Raw genomic sequence first — 16,174 nt, 5'->3', positions numbered from 1 at the left:
ACGCCGTACGCATTGACGAGAGCATGACATGCCTATGTGTGCCGCCCTCCCTGTGCAGCCCGGCCGTTGCGGTCGGTCCATGTCGCCACCACGACCCTCACGACCGTGAGGGTTGTGCGATACCGGCGCCCACCGCGCGGGTGACACTCCGCTCAGGGCGTACGGCGTGAAGCCATCCGGTCAACCCCTTGATGTTCGCCATTTCGAACATGGGTCGACTTACCGGCCATCCTGGATGATAGGAGGCCGACAGGCGCCGTCAATACCTCTCGCATGATTCGATACGCAAGTCGAAATGTTTCGCATAGTCGTCCCCTCTCGGGCCCTTGCAGGCATCAGGGGCGTAGAGCGGCCGACCCTCCCTGGTTCCCCGGCTGCTTCGCGCGTGGTGACCCGAGTCGGTGCTCCGGGCTCCTTGGAGGCCGTACCCGACGGCCCGAGGCGGTGGAGAGCCGGACGCCGACCGGTGAAAGCCTCAACGACCAAGGGGTGACTGCTTGCGCGCGGAACGTGACACATAGGGTGAGGATCATGAAACAGATACGGGGAATGCGCGCCGGCGCGGCTGTGGTGATCGCCTGCGGTCTGGCAGCGGGATGCAGCGGCAAAGAATCGTCGGTCAGCAGCGAGCCGTCCGTGATCGGCTCCCCCGTCGGCCGTCCCATCTCCTCACCGGCGCCCTCGACGACGGCCTCTCCGACCATCACCCCCTCACCGTCGGACGACGCCCCTTTGATCGAGCAGCTGAAGTACGAACTGCGCCGACGGACCGTCGAGATGGCGGGGACGCCCGGCCGGACCACCGCCACCTGCGACAAGGACTCGGTGGCGGCGGCCAAGGGCGCGAAGGTCACCTGCACCGTCACCTACGAGGGGATCAAGGTGACGTGGCCCGTGACGATCCAGGACCCGTCGTTCGGCGGGCTGATGCTCAGCTACAAGGCCGAACCCAGCACCGGAATCCTGACGGAGAAGGGAGCGATCGCCGATTTCTGGGCCAACCAGCACGACTCCGGAACGGATCTGCGGTGCGACGACATGCCGGAGGTCAAGACGGTGCCGCTGGGGAAGAAGACCGGCTACCGCTGCACGTACCTGGCCAAGGACGACATCGACGACAAGCCCATCTGGGTGACGCAGAACCTGATCGTGCGTGACAACGGACCGCACTTCGTCGTCTGACACCGGCGGCGCACGGGCCACGGCCACGGGCTCACCGGCGTCCGCCGCCCGCCGGCGGACGCCGGCTGCCCGGCCCCTGCCGACGGTCCGTGAAACCGTGTCCCCGGCATGCCGGTGGCGGACCACCCGCGTGCGGGGACAGGTGTCAGCCGCAGAAGCCCGAGAAGCTCACGTACTCGTCGGCGATCTGCCCCCGCACGGTGACACACTCGCCGCGAGCCGGGATGTAGACAGGTCCCGCGTACGTCGTGTAGGCGCCGGAGTCCGAGGCGCTGACCAGAGTGTGGTCGGTCTGGAACACCTTCGCCTGCATGTACACGGGCGCGCCCTTCCGGGCCCGCACGGTCACGGCGCAGTTCTCGCCGGTCCGCTCGTTCCAGGTGAGGTAGACGGTGCCGAGCTCGCCGATGTCGTAGCCGTAGAGGACGCTGTAGCCGGAGCCGCAGGCCCCGTTGTACTCGGCCTCGTACGCTCCCTGGACAGCCGCGGAGGCGGGTGCCGCGAAGGCGGCGGCCGCGGCCGCCGTGGCGGCGGCGATGGCGGTGACGGCGGCGACTCGGTGCATGCGCTTCATGATGTTCCCCCTCGGGAAGAGCCCTTCGGCCCTTCGGTCGTGTCGATCGCGTCGGTCGCGTCGGTCGGGTGGGCTGCAGGTTCTTCCCGCACCCGACGAGTAAGACCGACGACCCCACGGAAGGGTTGGTGACCAAACCGTCACCGCTGTGTCATCGCCGCGTCCGGGCAGGGCGGTTGAGCGCCGGCTACTCCGTGCGGCCGGATGGGAGCACGAGTGCGCGGAACGACGCGGCCACGGGCCGCAGATCGACTCGGTGCCATGTCGCCCACAGCTGAACGGACCTGTGGTGTCAGGGAAGTTCGCGCACCGCGACGGTTTCCGGCATGCCGCGGACCATGCTCTTCTGCACGAGCGCGAGTCCGAGCCCGGGGGCGATGAGCGAGCTGGGGGTACCGGCCGGGGAGCTCGACGCGTCCGGCGCCCACGTCGTCGGCGGGAACGGCTGAAGGCGGCCTGTTCCGTACCCTGGGCGGCATGCGCATGCGCCCCACTCTGAGCTGGACCCCCGCCGAGGACCTGCCACCGGGCACCACGGACCTGAAGCCGGTCGCCGACGCGCTGAGCGCCGGCGGTGTGCTGGTGCTCAGCGGGGCGGGCATCTCCACGGAGTCGGGCATCCCCGACTACCGGGGCGAGGGCGGGAGCCTGAGCCGGCACACCCCGATGACCTACCAGGACTTCATCGCCGACGCCCGGGCCCGGCGCCGGTACTGGGCACGCAGCCACCTCGGCCGGCGCGTCTTCGGCCGCGCCCGCCCCAACGCCGGGCACCGGGCCGTGGCCGCGTTCGGGCGGCACGGCCTGCTCTCGGGTGTGATCACCCAGAACGTCGACGGCCTGCACCAGGCCGCCGGCAGCGAGGGCGTCGTGGAACTCCACGGAAGCCTGGACCGGGTCGTCTGCCTTTCCTGCGGCGCCCTCAGCCCGCGCCGCGAACTCGCCCGGCGGCTGCAGGAGGCCAACCCGGGCTTCGATCCGGTGGCCGCGGGAATCAACCCGGACGGTGACGCCGACCTCACCGACGAACAGGTCGGGGACTTTCGCGTGGTGCCCTGCACGGTCTGCGGCGGCGTCCTCAAGCCGGATGTGGTGTTCTTCGGCGAAGCCGTTCCGCCGCAGCGGGTCGAGCACTGCCGCAGGCTGGTCCGCGAGGCGACCTCGCTGCTGGTGCTGGGCTCCTCGCTGACGGTGATGTCCGGGCTCCGGTTCGTCCGCCAGGCGGCCCAGGACGGGAAGCCGGTGCTGATCGTCAACCGGGACCCGACCCGGGGCGACCGGCACGCCCTCACCCGGGTCGCGCTCCCCCTGGGAGCGGCCCTCACCACCGTGGCCGGCCGGCTGGGCATCCCCGTCGACGCCGAGGCGGCCCGGGCGAAGCCGTGACCTCGGCGAAGGTCCTGACGTGCGGGGAGGGGGTTTCCCGGCGGCCGTTCGCGAAGCGGAAGCACACGACCGTGCAACCGGCCGGCGCCCCTCCTGCTCCGGCCGGAACACGCCGGGAAGGGGTCCGGGGACCCGGATCACCGGCAAACGCCGCTGTCCGGACGCGGCGCTGCGGCGGCCGAACACCCGGGCGCCGACTCCCACGCCTCCCGGGCCCGGGCCGTGCAGCAGCCGTGCATCGCCCCGCACACCGACCGCCCCCGCCGCAGCGGCGGTCAGTCGCCGGGGTGCAGCCGGGGGTCGCAGTCGGACGGGTGGACGCCGTCGGGCAGCCGGGGCACCCGCACGTGGGAGTGCACCTCGACCTGGTGGCCGTCGGGGCTGCGTAGCCGGCAGTACTCGTCCAGGGTGTCGAGTTCGCCCTCCGGGACGAATCCCTCGCGGGTCAGGGTGTCCGCCCATTGCTGCGGTTCGTCGGACACGACGTCCAGGTCGCCGCTGCGCCGCAGGTGGGCCGGGTCACCGGTCCGGCCGTACAGGGTGAAGTCCTTGAGCAGCACGAGGGGTTGGCCGGCTCCGTCGCGCCGTAACCAGTCGGCCGCCTGCCGGGCCAGGGTGATGCGCCGGGTGACGCCCGCCGCGGTGCGTTCCTGCCGCTGCCGCGCCCTGCGGACCAGGTCGTCCCCGAACGTCTGCGGGCCCTGCGCGGCGACGCGGCGCAGGAACCTCGCGTCCAGCCGATGGGCGTCCAAAAGCTCCAGCACCCGAGGGAGTTGTTTGGGGGTGAGGGCGGGAGGGGCTCCAGGAGCGCCCGCCGCTCAGGGCATCGCGGCGCGCAGGGCCCGCGCCGAGCTGTCCCGGTCGGTGTCGTGGTCAAGCGGCGTCATCTGCAGGCGTGCCCGTTTCTTTCGGAGGGGTGGCCCGGGCCGGACGGCACCGGGCCGTGAGGAGGCCGGGTCCGGTCACCGTGACGGGGTCGCGGCGCCGGCGGCGCTCCGGTCGCGCCACCGGCCGGTACGGCCGCCGGCGCGGCGGCCGGTGGGTGCGAGCACCAGCAGCAGGCAGGAGACGGCGCAGAAGCCCGCCGCGATGGTGAAGATCGCCGGCGAGTAGCCGCTGACGGCCAGGGGCGCCAGCACGCCGGCCGCCGAACCGACTTGTACCGCCGCGGTGTAGAGGCTGGCGCCGCCGGCGGCGCCGGTCTTCAGAAGCCGGCCCAGCAGGGTCATGCCGACGGCCTGGAAGCCCGCTGTGAACACCGCGTACACGATCTGGGAGATCAGCAGCACGGGCCGGCCGCCGCCGACGACGACCAGGAGGAAGGAGACACCGCCGACCACCGCGACCAGGGTCAGCACCGTACTGTCGCGGTGGCGGCCGCCGATGCGGCCCAGCGGGCGCAGCACGGCGATCTCGACGACCACGGTCACGGCGAACAGAGCCGAGACCCATTGGTCGGGCCAGCCTCTGTGCAGCACGTACAGCGGGAGGTAGACGCCGCGCAGACTGTCGGCGGCGCGCAGCAGCACGATCGCGGCGACGGTGCAGCCGAGCACCCACCGGCCGGTGCGGGCCGGGCCGGGCCGCTGCTCTCCGGCCGGCTCCGGCTCGCCGGGCCGCTGCGCGGACTCGTCGTCCGCCCCAGCGGGGGACGACGATGCGGTCGGCCTGAGCAACAGGGCGATGACGGCACCGATCAGCAACGCCCAGTTGATCGGTCGCAGCACATCCGCGTACCCGTCGAGCGCGCTGACCGCGCTGAACAGGCCCAGGCCGGCGACGTAGCCGACCACGTAGCGGGTGCGCAGGTGCGCCACCATGCGCAGTTCCGAGGCCGGGCCGGCCCACTGCTGTGCCGCCGCCATGTACTGGGGGTAGACGAGGCTCATCGCCATCGTGGCGGCACCGGCCGGGAAGACCGTCCAGGCCCAGGGGAGGTAGGACAGGGCCGCCAGGCCGGCCACGGAGACGACGGCGGCGGTCCGCACCACGCGGGCCCAGTTCCGCGGACGCCGTCCGGCGAGCAGGTTGAGTGTCGCCGCGGTGGCCGCCGTGAGCAGGAAGAAGGCGGCGATGCCGCCCTTGCCGTGGCCGCGGTCGGCCAGCCAGAGCGGCAGCGTCACGCTCATCAGGCCGGCGAAGGCGGCGTTCAGCAGCAGCCCGGTGCTCAGGGCAGCCGGGACACGCACCCGGTCGCGCCGGAGGTCCCCTGGCGTCACGTTGGCCCACCTCTCGTGATCGGACGGGCCGGTGCCCGGTCGAGTGGAGCGCGGCAGCGAGGGTCGTACGCCACCGGTGAAGTGAGCGTCCCGACGGGATGCGAAAGGCAGCTCAGCCGCTGCTACCGGCACTTCGGCACGTACCCGGACGTAGAAAAGCGGCGCACCTCAAGGCGGCAGCGCATTGTACGCAGACCGCCACCGGCGGACGCAAGGCGGTATCAAGAAGGAATGAGGACTTCCAGGGCCCGTTCCTTGCCGTCCTTGATCATCTCGTGCACCCTCGGAGAGAGTTGAAAACGCTCTCCGCCCGGGCCGCCGGACCAGGCATCCGCCTTTCCTCGGTAAAAATTGCTTCATTGTTCAGGGCGCCGCTGTGGTGCGGAGTGTTCGGCTGTTCCGATGAGAACCTGGGTACCCTGCGGGCGCGCACCGCGTTCCATCGGCACCGGTTCCGCGTCGGAATTCACCGTCCCCCCGTCCCGCCCGGCCGTGCCCGCCCGGCGGCAGAACCGGTGTGCCGGCGCCGCGGACCGACTTCCTCCACTCCGCGTTCGAGGTGATCGACGAGCACGACAAGCCGGTGCCGCGGGAGGAGGTCACACCGACGGTGAGGGAGATCCTGGACCGGTTCCCTCTGCGCCAGGCCGGCACCTTGGCCGCGGAGGGGCGGGCCGCGGCCGCCGAGATCTGCCGGGCCCTGGCCGCCGTCCAGAGGCCCCGACCGCGGCACGTGAGGGCGGGCACGCGCCACCGGGCGGCGTTCCGTTGCGCCGGATTCCCCGGACCATCGCCCGAAACATTTCGGGCGGAGCGGCACGCCCGGGAACCAGTTATTCTCACGAAAAAGCAACCACCGTCCGGAGCGCCTCCGAGGCGATCCGCACCAAGGGCAGGAACCGGAAAACATGACCGAAACAATGCGGGACAGGCTCAGAAGGATTTCCGTCTTCGCACACGTGGGGCCGATTGACTTCAAGGAATCCGAGCTTCCCGGGAATCCCGTGCCGATGGTGGCCGAGTGGATCCTCGCGGCGCACGCGGCCGGCCAACCGGAACCCCACGCGATGAGCCTGTGCACGGTCAATGCCGAGGGAATTCCGTCGAGCCGGGTCCTGCTGGTGAAGGACATCGACACCGACCGGCTGTTTTTCGCCACCCCTGCCGACAGCCGCAAGGGAATCGACATAGCGTCGAACCCGCACGTCGCCGCCCATTTCTACTGGCCCGTCACCGGCCGGCAGGTGCGGATCGCGGGGACGGCTTTCGGACTGGACCGGGACGCCTCCGAGCGTGACTTCGCCGAGCGCGGCCGCGGTTCCCGGCTCTCCGCCCACCTGCACCGGCCCGGCCCGCTGCCGGACCGTCGCACCGCGTTGGACGAGTTCCAGCGCCTCGACGCGCTGTACCCGGGCCAGGTGCCGTGCCCGCCGAGCTGGACGCTCTACGCGATCACCCCCACCGAGGTGGAGTTCTGGGAGGCGAGCACGGACCGCGTCCACCATCGCGTGCGGTACCACAGGGACACGGCCGGCGACGCCTGGCGGCAGGAACTGCTGTGGCCCTGAGAGCGCAGGGGTCCCCCATGCCCCTCTTACCGCAGACCGGCGCACCGCCGGCGCGCGGCCGCCCCGGCCCCGGCGCCGGCCGCAAGATCCTCCTGATCGTCGCGGACCACCTGCGCGCCGACGCCCTCGGCGCGTACGGGAACCCGGCGGCGCCCACCCCGCACCTCGACGAACTGGCCGCACGCGGGACGCTGTTCGAACAGCACTACTCCTCCTCCGCGCCCTGCGGTCCCGCCCGGGCCTGTCCGCTCACCGGCCTCCACCAGAGCGCGCACGGGGTCGTCTCCACCACCTCGCCGCTGGATCCCGCACTGCCCGCGCTCGCCACCGCCCTGGGTTGGCACCGCCCCCGTACGACACGCTGTACGAGCCGGCCGCGATGGCGGCACCGCGGCGGCTGCCCACGCGGGAGGCGCAGAGCGCCGTCCACCCCTTCCGGCGGCGGTGGATCGGCCGGCCGGGCCCCGACACCGCCCCGGACCGGCTCACCCGGACCGGCTCACCGATGCCGCCGTGGCGCGCAGCCGTGCCGTGTACCTGGGGTTGCTCACCGAGGTGGAGCACCACGTCGGGCGCATCCTCGCGGCGCTGCGCCGAACCGGCCAGGCCGAGGAGACCCTGGTCGTCTTCACCGCCGACCACGGCGACACCCTGGGCGGCCAATGGACCCTGGGCACCGGCGGGTTCGCCGCCGGCGCCTACCGGGTGCCGCTGATCACCGCCGCCCCGGACGGCCCCGGCACGCCGGCCGGGCCGCGGACGCGGCGCGGCCCGGCGTGTGGCCGAAGGCGCGGCGGAAGACGTCGATGAACGCGCTCGCCGAGGACCAGCCGCACCGGTGCGCCACCACCGTCACCGGCGTGTCCTCGGCGAGCAGCACCAGGGCGTGGGAGAGGCGCAGTTGGGTGCGCCACTGCGGGAACGTCATGCCGAGGTCGGCCCGGAACAGCCGGGACAGCGTGCGGTCGCTGGCGCCGACCTGTCTGCCCAGGGCCGCCAGGGTGCGGTTGTCGGCCGGGTCGGCGTGCAGGATCTCGCACAGCGCCTTGAGCTGCGGTGCGGTCGGCGTCGGCACGTGCAGCGGCTGCTGGGGGGAGACGCGCAGCTGGTCGCACAGGACGGCGCGCAGGCGCCGGTGTTCCGGGCTGTCGTCCGCCGGGTCGCGGGTGCAGGCGAGGATCAGTTCCCTCAGCAGCGGGCTGACGGTCAGCACGGTGGGCTCGTCCAGGCTGAGCGGGTTGGTGTCCGCGGGGATGCCGATCAGGTGCAGTTCGAGCTCGCCGTGCGCCTGGTGGGAGTGCACGGTGCCGGCCGGCACCCAGATCGCCCGGGTGGCCGGGGCCGTCCACGAGCCGGCGCCGGTGGTGGCGGCGAGCACGCCCCGGCCCGCGTAGACGAGCTGGTGGTCGTCGTGCCGGTGGGCGTCGATGGCCGCGCCCGGGACCAGCCGGCGGGCGCTGGTGGGCGCCACCGACTCGTGGCGGATGCCCTTCATTGATTGGCAGATTATCGGAAGTGCGACAGGGCGGCCACGGATGACCATGGCGCCATGCGAAGGAACAAGTCGATCGTCCTGCTGTCGGCCGGACATGCCTGTGTGGACGTCTACCAGGGCGCCGTGGCGGCCCTGGTGCCGTTCTTCGTCGCCGAGCGTGCCTACACCTACGCCGCGGCCTCGGGCATCGTGCTCGCCGCCGGCCTGCTGTCCTCGGTGGCGCAGCCCTTCTTCGGCGCGCTCACCGACCGGCACCCCGTCCCCTGGCTGCTGCCGGCGAGTACCATCCTCGGCGGGCTCGGCGTGGCCCTGAGCGGGATCGGCGGCTCGTACCCGCTCACGCTGCTGTTCATGGCGCTGTCCGGCATCGGGGTCGCCGCGTACCACCCGGAGTCCGCGCGGGTCGCACGAGTCGCCAGCAAGGGCAGCCACAGCTCCATAAGGTGGTTCTCCCTGGGCGGCAACGTCGGTTTCTCGGCGGCTCCGCTCCTGGTCACCGCCGTGATCGCCACGGGCGGACTGCGGTTGTCCCCGCTGCTGATCCTGCCCGCGCTGGCCGGCAGCGTGCTGACGCTGCCGGTGCTGCGGGCGCTGGACAGGACGCCGTCCGCCGACGGCGGCAAGGAGGCCGCGCAGGGGCGGGACGACTGGGCGTCGTTCGTGCGGCTGTCGCCGGCGGTGGTGTGCCGGTCGATCGTCTTCGTCGGGATGAGCACGTTCGTCGCCTTCCACGCCCGGGAGCAGACGGACGGCGGTACGGCGGCGGGGACGGCCGCGCTGTTCGTGCTCTACCTGGGCGGTGCCGTCGGCACGGCGTCGGCAGCAACCTGGCCCACCGCTGGGACCGGGTCACGGTGGTGAGCACGTCGTACCTGATCACGGTCGCGGCCGTGGCCGGCGTGGTGTTCGTGCCCGGCCCGGCGATCTACCTCTTCGTGGCGCTGACCTCGATCGGCCTGTACGTCCCCTTCTCGCTGCAGGTCACGCTCGCCCAGGACTACCTGCCCACGCGCGTCGGAACGGCCGGCGGGATCACCCTCGGCCTCATGGCCGGCGTCGGCGGCCTGACCAGCCCCGTCATCGGCAGCATCGCCGACGCCACCTCGCTGCGCACGGCCCTGACGCCCCTGATCGCGATGCCCGCCCTGAGCTGGCTGCTGTTCCGTACCCTGCCCGAACCGGCCGTGCCGAAGCCGCTGCTGGAAGACCGCGGCGAGGAGACCGCGCAGAAGACCGGGAGCCGCTCCACCGAGCGCAGCAGCCGCTGACCGGCCGCCGGTGGACAGCACCCACCGCAGCTTCGGCAGGACCGCCCCCCTCCTGGCGCCGCGTCTCGTCCACGAGCCGGCCGACGGCCGTGGGCACCGGCTCCACGACGGTCACGCCCGCGGTGTCGAGGGCATCGATCCACCAGCGCGGCATGCGCATGACGGCATCGTCGGTCACGACGGCCCTGCCGCCGGCCAGGAACGGGCAGAGCATCTGCCGGATGGAGATGTCGAACACCAGCGGAGCCGAGAAGGCCACCGCGTCCTCGGGCCCCAGTGACAGGCCGGCCGTCTTGGACCACAGATGGTCGAGCAGGCCCTGGTGCTCGACGGTGGCGCCCTTCGGGCGGCCGGTCGTGCCCGGGGAGAAGATCGTGTACCGGGCTTCGCCGGTGCGGTCGCCGTACGTGTCCTCGTCCACGGGACCGGGCTCGCCTTCGGCCGGCAGGCTCAGGGTGCCGAGCGCCTCGGCCCCGGCGGCCGAGCGCGCGGCCGAGGCGATGCGGCCGGAGTGGTCGAGCAGCAGGGCCGGCCTGCCGCGATCGAGCACGTCCCGGACGCGGTTCTCCGGCCGGCTCATGTCGATCGGCGGATACGCGACGCCCCGAGGCTCTCCAGGGCCAGGAAGACCACCGGCGCATGCGCGCTGCGCGGCCCGACGGAGGCGATCACGTCACCGGCCCGCACCCCATGGCACCCCATGGGCGTGCAGCGCGTCCCTCGCGGAGGCGACCCTGGCGATCAACTGCCCGTAGATCAGGGTGCGTGCGCCGTCCAGGACGGCGCAGGCGCCCGGCCGGGTCCGGGCGTGCCGGCCCACGCGGCCCCGGCACCCGGCCCCGTCCGCATCAGCGGTCCGGCTGCCGCCACTCCCCCTCCGGTGGAGGCCGGCGGCACGGTCGCGGCCGTGGCTCGGGGGCCCGGCACGGCCGGGCCCATGGCCGGGGGCGGACCCGCGCAGGGGACCCCGTGCCGACGCGGCAGCGTGGTACGGGACCTCTCCCCCCGAAGTCACGCCGGCCCGGCCGGCGGCACCGGCTCACGCCTTGAGCCCCACCGCCACCCACACGCTCACTTCGGCGTCCGTCGGCTGCGCCGAGGAGGCGTCCGTCCGGTCACCCGCGTCGGGCCGCCAGCGGTGGCCCACGGCGATCCCGGGGTCGAGCAGGCTCAGCCCCTCGAAGAACCGGGCGAACTCCTCCCGGGTGCGCAGCTTCGCCGGGGTGCCGGAGGCGATGTAGAGATCCTGGATCTTCTTCACGGTCTCCGCGTCGAAGTCGGGGGTGCCGTGGCTCAGGGCCAGGGCGCTGCCCGACGGGAGCGCGTCGAGCAGGTGGCGGACGATGCCGTACGGGTCCTGGTCGTCGGTGACGAAGTGCAGCACGGCGTTCAGGGACAGCGCCACGGGCCGGGTCAGGTCCAGCACCTCGGACGCCCGCACGGCGGCCAGGATGCCCTCGGGGTCGGTGATGTCGCCCTCGATGTACTCGGTGCGGCCCTGCGGGGTGCTGCGCATCAGGCGCTCGGCGTACTTCAGCACCAGCGGGTCGTTGTCGACGTAGACCACCCGCGCCTCGGGCGCGACGGCCTGGGCGACCTGGTGCAGGTTCGGCTCGGTGGGGATGCCGGTGCCGATGTCCAGCCACTGGCGGATGCCGTGCTCCCGCGCCAGGACCCGGGTGGCCCGGTGCATGAAGGCGCGGTTCTCCCGGGCGGCCACGAAGACGGCGGGCCACATGGCGGCGACGGTCTCGGCGGCCTGCTTGTCCACCTCGAAGTGGTCCTTGCCACCGAGGTAGTAGTCGTACATCCGGGCCGAGTGCGGCCTGCTGGTGTCGATGTCACGTGGGGCGCTGTGCGTCATGCTGTCCTCTCCGGGGCGCGCTTCGGCGGGCCGGGCAGTGGCTGCCGGTGGGGGGGTCGCTGTGCTGGTGGCCGCGGGTCAGTCGGCCGTCAGGTGGTCGGCGAGGCCGTTCTTGACCCCCGCGAAGAACGCGGTGATCTCCTCCGCCGTGTAGATCAGGGCCGGGCCGGCGGGGTCCGTGGACTGCCGCAGGGCGACGCGCCCGTCGGCGAGCTTCTTCGCCTCCACGCACTGACCGCCGTTGGGCCCGCTCCAGGGACGCTCCCACCCCTGTTCGCCCAGGTGGGAGGCGGGCATGCCGTTGTAGACCCGGCCGTGGGGAATGGTCATGAGTACTCCTTGCGCATGCGATGCAGCAGGGCCCTGCTCTCCGCGGACGAGGTCAGCAGGGACATCCGGTTGTGCGCCTCCAGGTGGGCGGAGACGTCGGAACGCTGGTCCAGGTACATGGAGGCGGAGAGGATCTCGCTGTAGACGATGTCGGGCAGTTCCGGTTCCTCGAAGCGGAAGTAGGTGAAGGGGGCGCAGGCCCCGACGTGGGCGCCGGCCGAGAAGGGCACGACGTCGATGCTGATGTGCTCCTGCTCCGAGGCCTCCAGCAGCCGGTCGATCTGCTCCCGCATCACCTCCGGGCCGCCCACCGCCCGGTGCAGGACGGCCTCCTCCATCACCACCCACAGCGTGGGCGGGTCGGGTCTGTCCAGCAGGCTCTGGCGGCGCAACCGCAGCTCGACCCGCCGCTGGAGGTCCTCCTCGCTGTCGTTGGGGAACCCCGCGCGCAGCACGGCGCGCGCGTAGCCGTGGGTCTGCAGCAGACCGGGAACGTACTGCGGTTCGTAGACGCGCAGGATCCTGGCGTCCGTCTCCAGGCTCACGTACGCGGTGAACCAGGCCGGCAGGACGTCGCGGTAGGGGTGCCACCAGCCGGGCTGGTTGGCCCGTTCCGCCAGGGCGACGAACTCGTCGATCTCGCTCTGCGGCACACCGTAGGTCCGCAGCAGTTTCTCGACGTAGACGATGCGGAGCGCCACCTCGGCCTTCTCCAGGCGCCGGATGGTCAGCGGGGTCACGCTCAGGGCCTTGGCCGCGTCCTCCAGGGACGTCCCGGCGGCACGGCGCAGTTCCTGCAGCCGCTTGCCCAGAATCATGCGGAGCACGGTGGGCGCGCTGCCGCCACCCGAACGAGCCTCGCTCACGCTACCTCCTGACGAACCGTCACCGGTCCCATGGTGCCGGGCAGTTGTCGATGGCACCATCCCGATACAACCGCGCTGAAATTATCAGAGAGACAGTTGCGGCGTGAACCGGGCTACGAGCATGATTACTTGCGTGAGAGGCACGCCTGCGCAGACGCCCCCGGTCGCCCCGGATTCCGGGAGGGATCGCGCGCTGCCCGTTTCGCGGCCAGGCGGCTCTTGCGTCCCAGGCTCGCTGTCCGGAGCCGCTGTCCACCCCGCCGCCAGCAGCTCCGCCTCCCACGGAAGGCGATCGCCTTGTCCCTCCACTCCTTCCCGTTGCTGAGGCCGCCCGGTGGGCTCGATCCGGGCCTGATCCGCTGGCAGGCCTTCCCCGCGGGCGAAGGCAGCGTGCAGGCCGCCCGCCGGGTCCTCCACACACAGCTCGAAGCCTGGCGCCTGCCCGGCGAGGTCTGCGCCGACGCGGTTCTGCTGCTGTCCGAGCTGACCACCAACGCGGTGCTGCACGCCGGCGGCGGGGACATACTCTGCGGGTTCGGCCTGGTGGCGGACGCCCGGCTGCGCCTGGAGGTCCACGACCACGGCCCCGCCGCGGCCGACCTGTCCCCGCGCCTGCCGGGCCCCTGGGAGGAGTCGGGGCGTGGCCTGTTCCTCGTGCACCACCTCGCACACGCCTGGGGAGCGGACCGTTCCCCGCTCACCGGCGGCAACGCGGTCTGGGCGACGCTGGCACTGCGGGGGCGGTGAGGAGCATGACGCAGGGCGGCAGGAGAGCGGCGCAGGGCGGGTACACCGGTGCGCGCTCCGGCACGGAGCAGGGCTCGCCCGAGGACTCCTACGTGCAGCACATCGGCAACTGCCCGGTGTGCCGGGGCACTCACGGCCGGTGCCGGCGGGGCGAGACCCTGTGGCACGCCTACCGCGAGTGGCGCAGTCGTCCGCCCGCGGCCTCCCTGCCCCGCCGGCCGGCCTCCTAACGGGGGCGGTCTCGCGGTGCCCGCGACGCGGACGCCCGCACGACCGGATCGCGGCCGGACGGGCCGAATCGCGGCCGGGTGGCGGGCGTCCGAGCCGGAGGCGCGAGGACCGCGCCGCCCGCGCCTCGGCGGCCGTCTGGGCCGCCGCCCCCGGTCGTGCCCGGGATCCGCATGTCGACACGGCGGTCCGCCCGCCTGCCCGCTCCGGCCCGGCACCAGCCACGGGCGCCGGCGGGTCGGCGGTGCACGCCCGTGGTAAGGGGCGGCAGGCTCAGGCCGGACGAGGCGGCTGCCGGCGCGGGGCGCGGTGGTGGGGTCGGATCGTGGCGGGGCGGCGGTGAAGGCGGAGGAGCAGGAGAGGCGGCGAGGCCGATGCCGGTGCGGAGGATGCAGGCGAACAGCGCCACGATCACCAACGGCTTCGGGGTCCGCGCGCCTCCGCCGAGGAAGGCCAGGCCGAGCACGGACATCGCCAAGCCCGACAGCGGGACGAACCACAGGATCGTGCGCCGCCGACGGCGGGTTCCACGCGGCCGCGGCCGCGGCGCTGACCTGGCTCACCGACTTCCGCGCCGGCCTCTCCAGGATCGACGTGCCCGCCCTCGCCCTGCGCGGCACCGCCGACGACGTCCTGCCCATCGGCTGCACCGCGCGGCCGTTCCCGCAAGGTCCTGCCCGTCGCGGCGCCCCCGTTCCACCTGGTCCGTGCGGCGCCGTGGTGCGACGCTGGGGGTGGAGGGGGCGTGAGAAGGGCCGATGGTGGGAGGGCCGATGGGACGGGACGTCCCGGCGCTGGTCTTCACCCGCGAGGACCGCCGCCGGTACCGGAGCAAGATGCAGCAGTGCCTGGAGGCGTTCGCGCAGATGCTGCGCGAGTCGCGGTTCGAGTCCGAGCGGCCCCAGGTGGGGCTGGAGATCGAGCTGAACCTGGTGGACGACCGGGCCGAGCCGGCGATGCGCAACAGCGAGGTGCTCGCCGCGATCGCGGACCCGGCCTGGTCGACGGAGCTGGGCCGGTTCAACATCGAGATCAACATCCCGCCCCGCCGGCTGACGCAGGGCGGCCCGGACGCCTGGGAGACGGAGATCCGGGCCGCGCTCAACCACGCCGAGGAGCGCTCCGGGCCGACCGGCGCCCATCTGATCATGGTGGGGATCCTGCCCACCCTGCGGCAGGAGGACGTCGGCGAGGCGGCCCTGTCGGAGAACCCGCGGTACCGGCTGCTCAACGACCAGGTCTTCGCGGCCCGGGGCGAGGACCTGCGCCTCGAGGTCGACGGGACCGACCGGCTGCGCACCTACGCGGACACCATCACTCCGGAGGCCGCGTGCACCAGCACCCAGTTCCACCTGCAGGTCTCCCCGGAGGAGTTCCCCGCCTACTGGAACGCGGCCCAGGCGGTCGCCGGAGTCCAGGTCGCCCTCGCGGCCAACGCGCCGTTCCTGTTCGGCAAGGAGCTGTGGCACGAGACCCGTATTCCGCTGTTCGAGCAGGCCACCGACACCCGCCCGGAGGAGATCAGGGTGCAGGGGGTCCGGCCCAGGGTGTGGTTCGGTGAGCGGTGGATCACCAGCGTCTTCGACCTCTTCGAGGAGAACCTGCGCTACTTCCCCGCCCTGCTGCCCCTGTGCGACGAAGAGAACCCCGTCGAGACGCTGGACCGGGGCGACGTCCCCGAGCTGGCCGAGCTGACCCTGCACAACGGCACCATCTACCGCTGGAACCGCCCGGTGTACGCCGTCGCCCACGACAAGCCGCATCTGCGGGTGGAGAACCGGGTGCTGCCGGCCGGCCCCACCGTCGCCGACACCCTCGCCAACGGCGCGTTCTACTACGGCCTCACCCGTGCCCTGGTGGAGGAGGAGCGGCCGGTGTGGTCGCGGATGTCGTTCCAGGCCGCCGAGGACAACCTGCACGCGGCGGCGCGGCACGGCATCGAGGCGTCCCTGTACTGGCCCGGCATGGGCGAGGTGCCGGTGGCCGAGCTCGTCCTGCGGCGGCTGCTGCCCCTGGCCCACCGGGGGCTCGAGCACTCGGGAATGGACGATGCCTGGCGCGAACCGCTGCTCGGCGTCATCGAGCAGCGGTGTGTCACCGGCCGCAACGGCGCCGTGTGGCAGAAGGAGATGTTCCACCACATCGACGCCACCGCCCACTGCGGCCGTCACGAGGCGCTGCGGCGCATGACGGAGACGTACATCGACTACATGCATCTCAACGCGCCGGTGCACACGTGGCCGGTCGAGTGACGCCCGCCGTCGGCACGGCCGCGATGCGTCCGACCGCGCGGACTGCCCGGTCGTAAGGGCACACGGGCCAAAGGCGTGGGGCGGGGCGGCCGGGCACGGGGTGCGGGGCGTGGGCGGGGTCGTTCCCCCTGGGAATCTCCCGGCTTCGGCCATCGGCGCCCTGCGCCCGCCCGGCGCTGATCCCGCGCGGCGCGC

The 16,174-nt window shown here is 72.8% G+C and carries 16 protein-coding genes and 3 pseudogenes; 10 read left to right on the top strand and 9 right to left on the bottom strand.

The annotated features are described in order from the left end of the window. The first annotated feature begins 531 nt into the window (after window positions 1–531). Window positions 532–1,182, top strand: a complete 651-nt coding sequence (locus tag IE225_RS16300; RefSeq protein WP_190058234.1) for a hypothetical protein — start codon at window positions 532–534, stop codon at window positions 1,180–1,182. 145 nt (window positions 1,183–1,327) lie between these two features. Here IE225_RS16300 and IE225_RS16295 read toward each other — a convergent pair whose 3' ends face one another. Further along, window positions 1,328–1,756 carry a spore-associated protein A gene (locus tag IE225_RS16295; protein ID WP_190058233.1) on the bottom strand — a complete coding sequence of 143 codons (429 nt, stop codon included), beginning with the start codon at window positions 1,754–1,756 and terminating at the stop codon, window positions 1,328–1,330. A 326-nt stretch (window positions 1,757–2,082) separates the two neighbouring features. Between IE225_RS16295 and IE225_RS33755 the strand changes: the two genes are divergently transcribed. Both IE225_RS33755 and IE225_RS16290 read left to right on the top strand, forming a co-directional pair. Then, complete coding sequence (locus IE225_RS33755) at window positions 2,083–2,205, top strand: hypothetical protein (RefSeq protein WP_268250000.1); 123 nt, start codon at window positions 2,083–2,085, stop codon at window positions 2,203–2,205. A 28-nt stretch (window positions 2,206–2,233) separates the two neighbouring features. Beyond that, a complete protein-coding gene (locus tag IE225_RS16290) occupies window positions 2,234–3,142 on the top strand; it encodes an NAD-dependent protein deacetylase (protein ID WP_190058232.1) in 909 nt (302 codons plus the stop codon). 275 nt (window positions 3,143–3,417) lie between these two features. On the opposite strand, the gene IE225_RS16285 is transcribed toward IE225_RS16290, so the two are convergent. Then, on the bottom strand, window positions 3,418–3,906 hold the full coding sequence (locus IE225_RS16285; RefSeq protein WP_190058231.1) for a nucleotidyltransferase family protein: 489 nt from the start codon (window positions 3,904–3,906) through the stop codon (window positions 3,418–3,420). 198 nt (window positions 3,907–4,104) lie between these two features. Continuing rightward, window positions 4,105–5,361 carry an MFS transporter gene (locus tag IE225_RS16280; protein WP_190058230.1) on the bottom strand — a complete coding sequence of 419 codons (1,257 nt, stop codon included), beginning with the start codon at window positions 5,359–5,361 and terminating at the stop codon, window positions 4,105–4,107. A gap of 908 nt (window positions 5,362–6,269) precedes the next feature. Between IE225_RS16280 and IE225_RS16275 the strand changes: the two genes are divergently transcribed. The 3 genes and pseudogenes from IE225_RS16275 (at window position 6,270) to IE225_RS34050 (ending at window position 7,739) form a co-directional block, all read left to right on the top strand. Next, window positions 6,270–6,929 (top strand): pyridoxine/pyridoxamine 5'-phosphate oxidase, encoded by a 660-nt coding sequence (locus tag IE225_RS16275; RefSeq protein ID WP_308432504.1) that lies wholly within the window; start codon window positions 6,270–6,272, stop codon window positions 6,927–6,929. Window positions 6,930–6,946: 17 nt separating this feature from the next. After that, window positions 6,947–7,204 (top strand): annotated as a pseudogene (locus IE225_RS34055) (sulfatase-like hydrolase/transferase); the annotation flags it as partial. A 169-nt stretch (window positions 7,205–7,373) separates the two neighbouring features. Then, window positions 7,374–7,739, top strand: coding sequence for a sulfatase-like hydrolase/transferase (locus IE225_RS34050; protein ID WP_373303202.1), 366 nt, complete (start codon window positions 7,374–7,376; stop codon window positions 7,737–7,739). On the opposite strand, the gene IE225_RS16260 is transcribed toward IE225_RS34050, so the two are convergent. Next, the gene (locus IE225_RS16260; RefSeq protein WP_190058228.1) at window positions 7,645–8,424 is read right to left on the bottom strand and encodes an AraC family transcriptional regulator; all 780 of its coding nucleotides are present in this window, start codon (window positions 8,422–8,424) and stop codon (window positions 7,645–7,647) included. The genes IE225_RS34050 and IE225_RS16260 overlap by 95 nt on opposite strands. A gap of 54 nt (window positions 8,425–8,478) precedes the next feature. On the opposite strand from IE225_RS16260, the pseudogene IE225_RS16255 reads away from it, so the two are divergent. After that, a pseudogene (locus IE225_RS16255) lies at window positions 8,479–9,692 on the top strand (MFS transporter). A gap of 64 nt (window positions 9,693–9,756) precedes the next feature. Here IE225_RS16255 and IE225_RS34045 read toward each other — a convergent pair. The 5 genes and pseudogenes from IE225_RS34045 to IE225_RS16235 all read right to left on the bottom strand — a co-directional run. After that, a pseudogene (locus IE225_RS34045) lies at window positions 9,757–10,284 on the bottom strand (AMP-binding protein); the annotation flags it as partial. Window positions 10,285–10,365: 81 nt separating this feature from the next. Then, window positions 10,366–10,512: a hypothetical protein gene (locus IE225_RS16250; RefSeq protein WP_190058227.1), complete on the bottom strand. Its 147-nt coding sequence runs from the start codon at window positions 10,510–10,512 to the stop codon at window positions 10,366–10,368. Between the two features lie 219 nt (window positions 10,513–10,731). Next, window positions 10,732–11,556, bottom strand: a complete 825-nt coding sequence (locus tag IE225_RS16245; protein WP_190058226.1) for an SAM-dependent methyltransferase — start codon at window positions 11,554–11,556, stop codon at window positions 10,732–10,734. A 78-nt stretch (window positions 11,557–11,634) separates the two neighbouring features. Further along, a complete protein-coding gene (locus IE225_RS16240) occupies window positions 11,635–11,886 on the bottom strand; it encodes a DUF397 domain-containing protein (RefSeq protein WP_190058225.1) in 252 nt (83 codons plus the stop codon). Then, window positions 11,883–12,752 carry a Sco1979 family transcriptional regulator gene (locus IE225_RS16235; protein ID WP_190058224.1) on the bottom strand — a complete coding sequence of 290 codons (870 nt, stop codon included), beginning with the start codon at window positions 12,750–12,752 and terminating at the stop codon, window positions 11,883–11,885. Before IE225_RS16235 ends, IE225_RS16240 begins: the two co-directional genes overlap by 4 nt. A 297-nt stretch (window positions 12,753–13,049) precedes the next feature. Between IE225_RS16235 and IE225_RS33200 the strand changes: the two genes are divergently transcribed. The 3 genes from IE225_RS33200 (at window position 13,050) to IE225_RS16220 (ending at window position 15,979) form a co-directional block, all read left to right on the top strand. After that, window positions 13,050–13,499, top strand: a complete 450-nt coding sequence (locus IE225_RS33200; RefSeq protein WP_229879610.1) for an ATP-binding protein — start codon at window positions 13,050–13,052, stop codon at window positions 13,497–13,499. Between the two features lie 5 nt (window positions 13,500–13,504). Then, window positions 13,505–13,729 (top strand): hypothetical protein, encoded by a 225-nt coding sequence (locus IE225_RS16225; protein ID WP_190058222.1) that lies wholly within the window; start codon window positions 13,505–13,507, stop codon window positions 13,727–13,729. A gap of 771 nt (window positions 13,730–14,500) precedes the next feature. Then, window positions 14,501–15,979, top strand: a complete 1,479-nt coding sequence (locus IE225_RS16220; protein ID WP_190058221.1) for a glutamate-cysteine ligase family protein — start codon at window positions 14,501–14,503, stop codon at window positions 15,977–15,979. The last annotated feature ends 195 nt before the right edge of the window (window positions 15,980–16,174 follow it).

Origin of the sequence: Streptomyces echinoruber (assembly GCF_014651135.1) — a bacterium.
Taxonomy (GTDB): domain Bacteria; phylum Actinomycetota; class Actinomycetes; order Streptomycetales; family Streptomycetaceae; genus Streptomyces; species Streptomyces echinoruber.
This window is presented reverse-complemented; position numbering and strand designations above follow the sequence as displayed.

What these genes read in the sequence shown, in the direction of transcription:
- IE225_RS16220 (WP_190058221.1), top strand. Translation starts at nt 14,501, where the DNA reads ATGGGACGGGACGTCCCGGCGCTGGTCTTCACCCGCGAGGACCGCCGC.
- IE225_RS16245 (WP_190058226.1), bottom strand. Translation starts at nt 11,556, where the DNA reads ATGACGCACAGCGCCCCACGTGACATCGACACCAGCAGGCCGCACTCG.
- IE225_RS16300 (WP_190058234.1), top strand. Translation starts at nt 532, where the DNA reads ATGAAACAGATACGGGGAATGCGCGCCGGCGCGGCTGTGGTGATCGCC.
- IE225_RS16225 (WP_190058222.1), top strand. Translation starts at nt 13,505, where the DNA reads ATGACGCAGGGCGGCAGGAGAGCGGCGCAGGGCGGGTACACCGGTGCG.
- IE225_RS16260 (WP_190058228.1), bottom strand. Translation starts at nt 8,424, where the DNA reads ATGAAGGGCATCCGCCACGAGTCGGTGGCGCCCACCAGCGCCCGCCGG.
- IE225_RS16240 (WP_190058225.1), bottom strand. Translation starts at nt 11,886, where the DNA reads ATGACCATTCCCCACGGCCGGGTCTACAACGGCATGCCCGCCTCCCAC.
- IE225_RS16295 (WP_190058233.1), bottom strand. Translation starts at nt 1,756, where the DNA reads ATGAAGCGCATGCACCGAGTCGCCGCCGTCACCGCCATCGCCGCCGCC.
- IE225_RS16290 (WP_190058232.1), top strand. Translation starts at nt 2,234, where the DNA reads ATGCGCATGCGCCCCACTCTGAGCTGGACCCCCGCCGAGGACCTGCCA.
- IE225_RS33755 (WP_268250000.1), top strand. Translation starts at nt 2,083, where the DNA reads ATGCCGCGGACCATGCTCTTCTGCACGAGCGCGAGTCCGAGCCCGGGG.
- IE225_RS16275 (WP_308432504.1), top strand. Translation starts at nt 6,270, where the DNA reads ATGACCGAAACAATGCGGGACAGGCTCAGAAGGATTTCCGTCTTCGCA.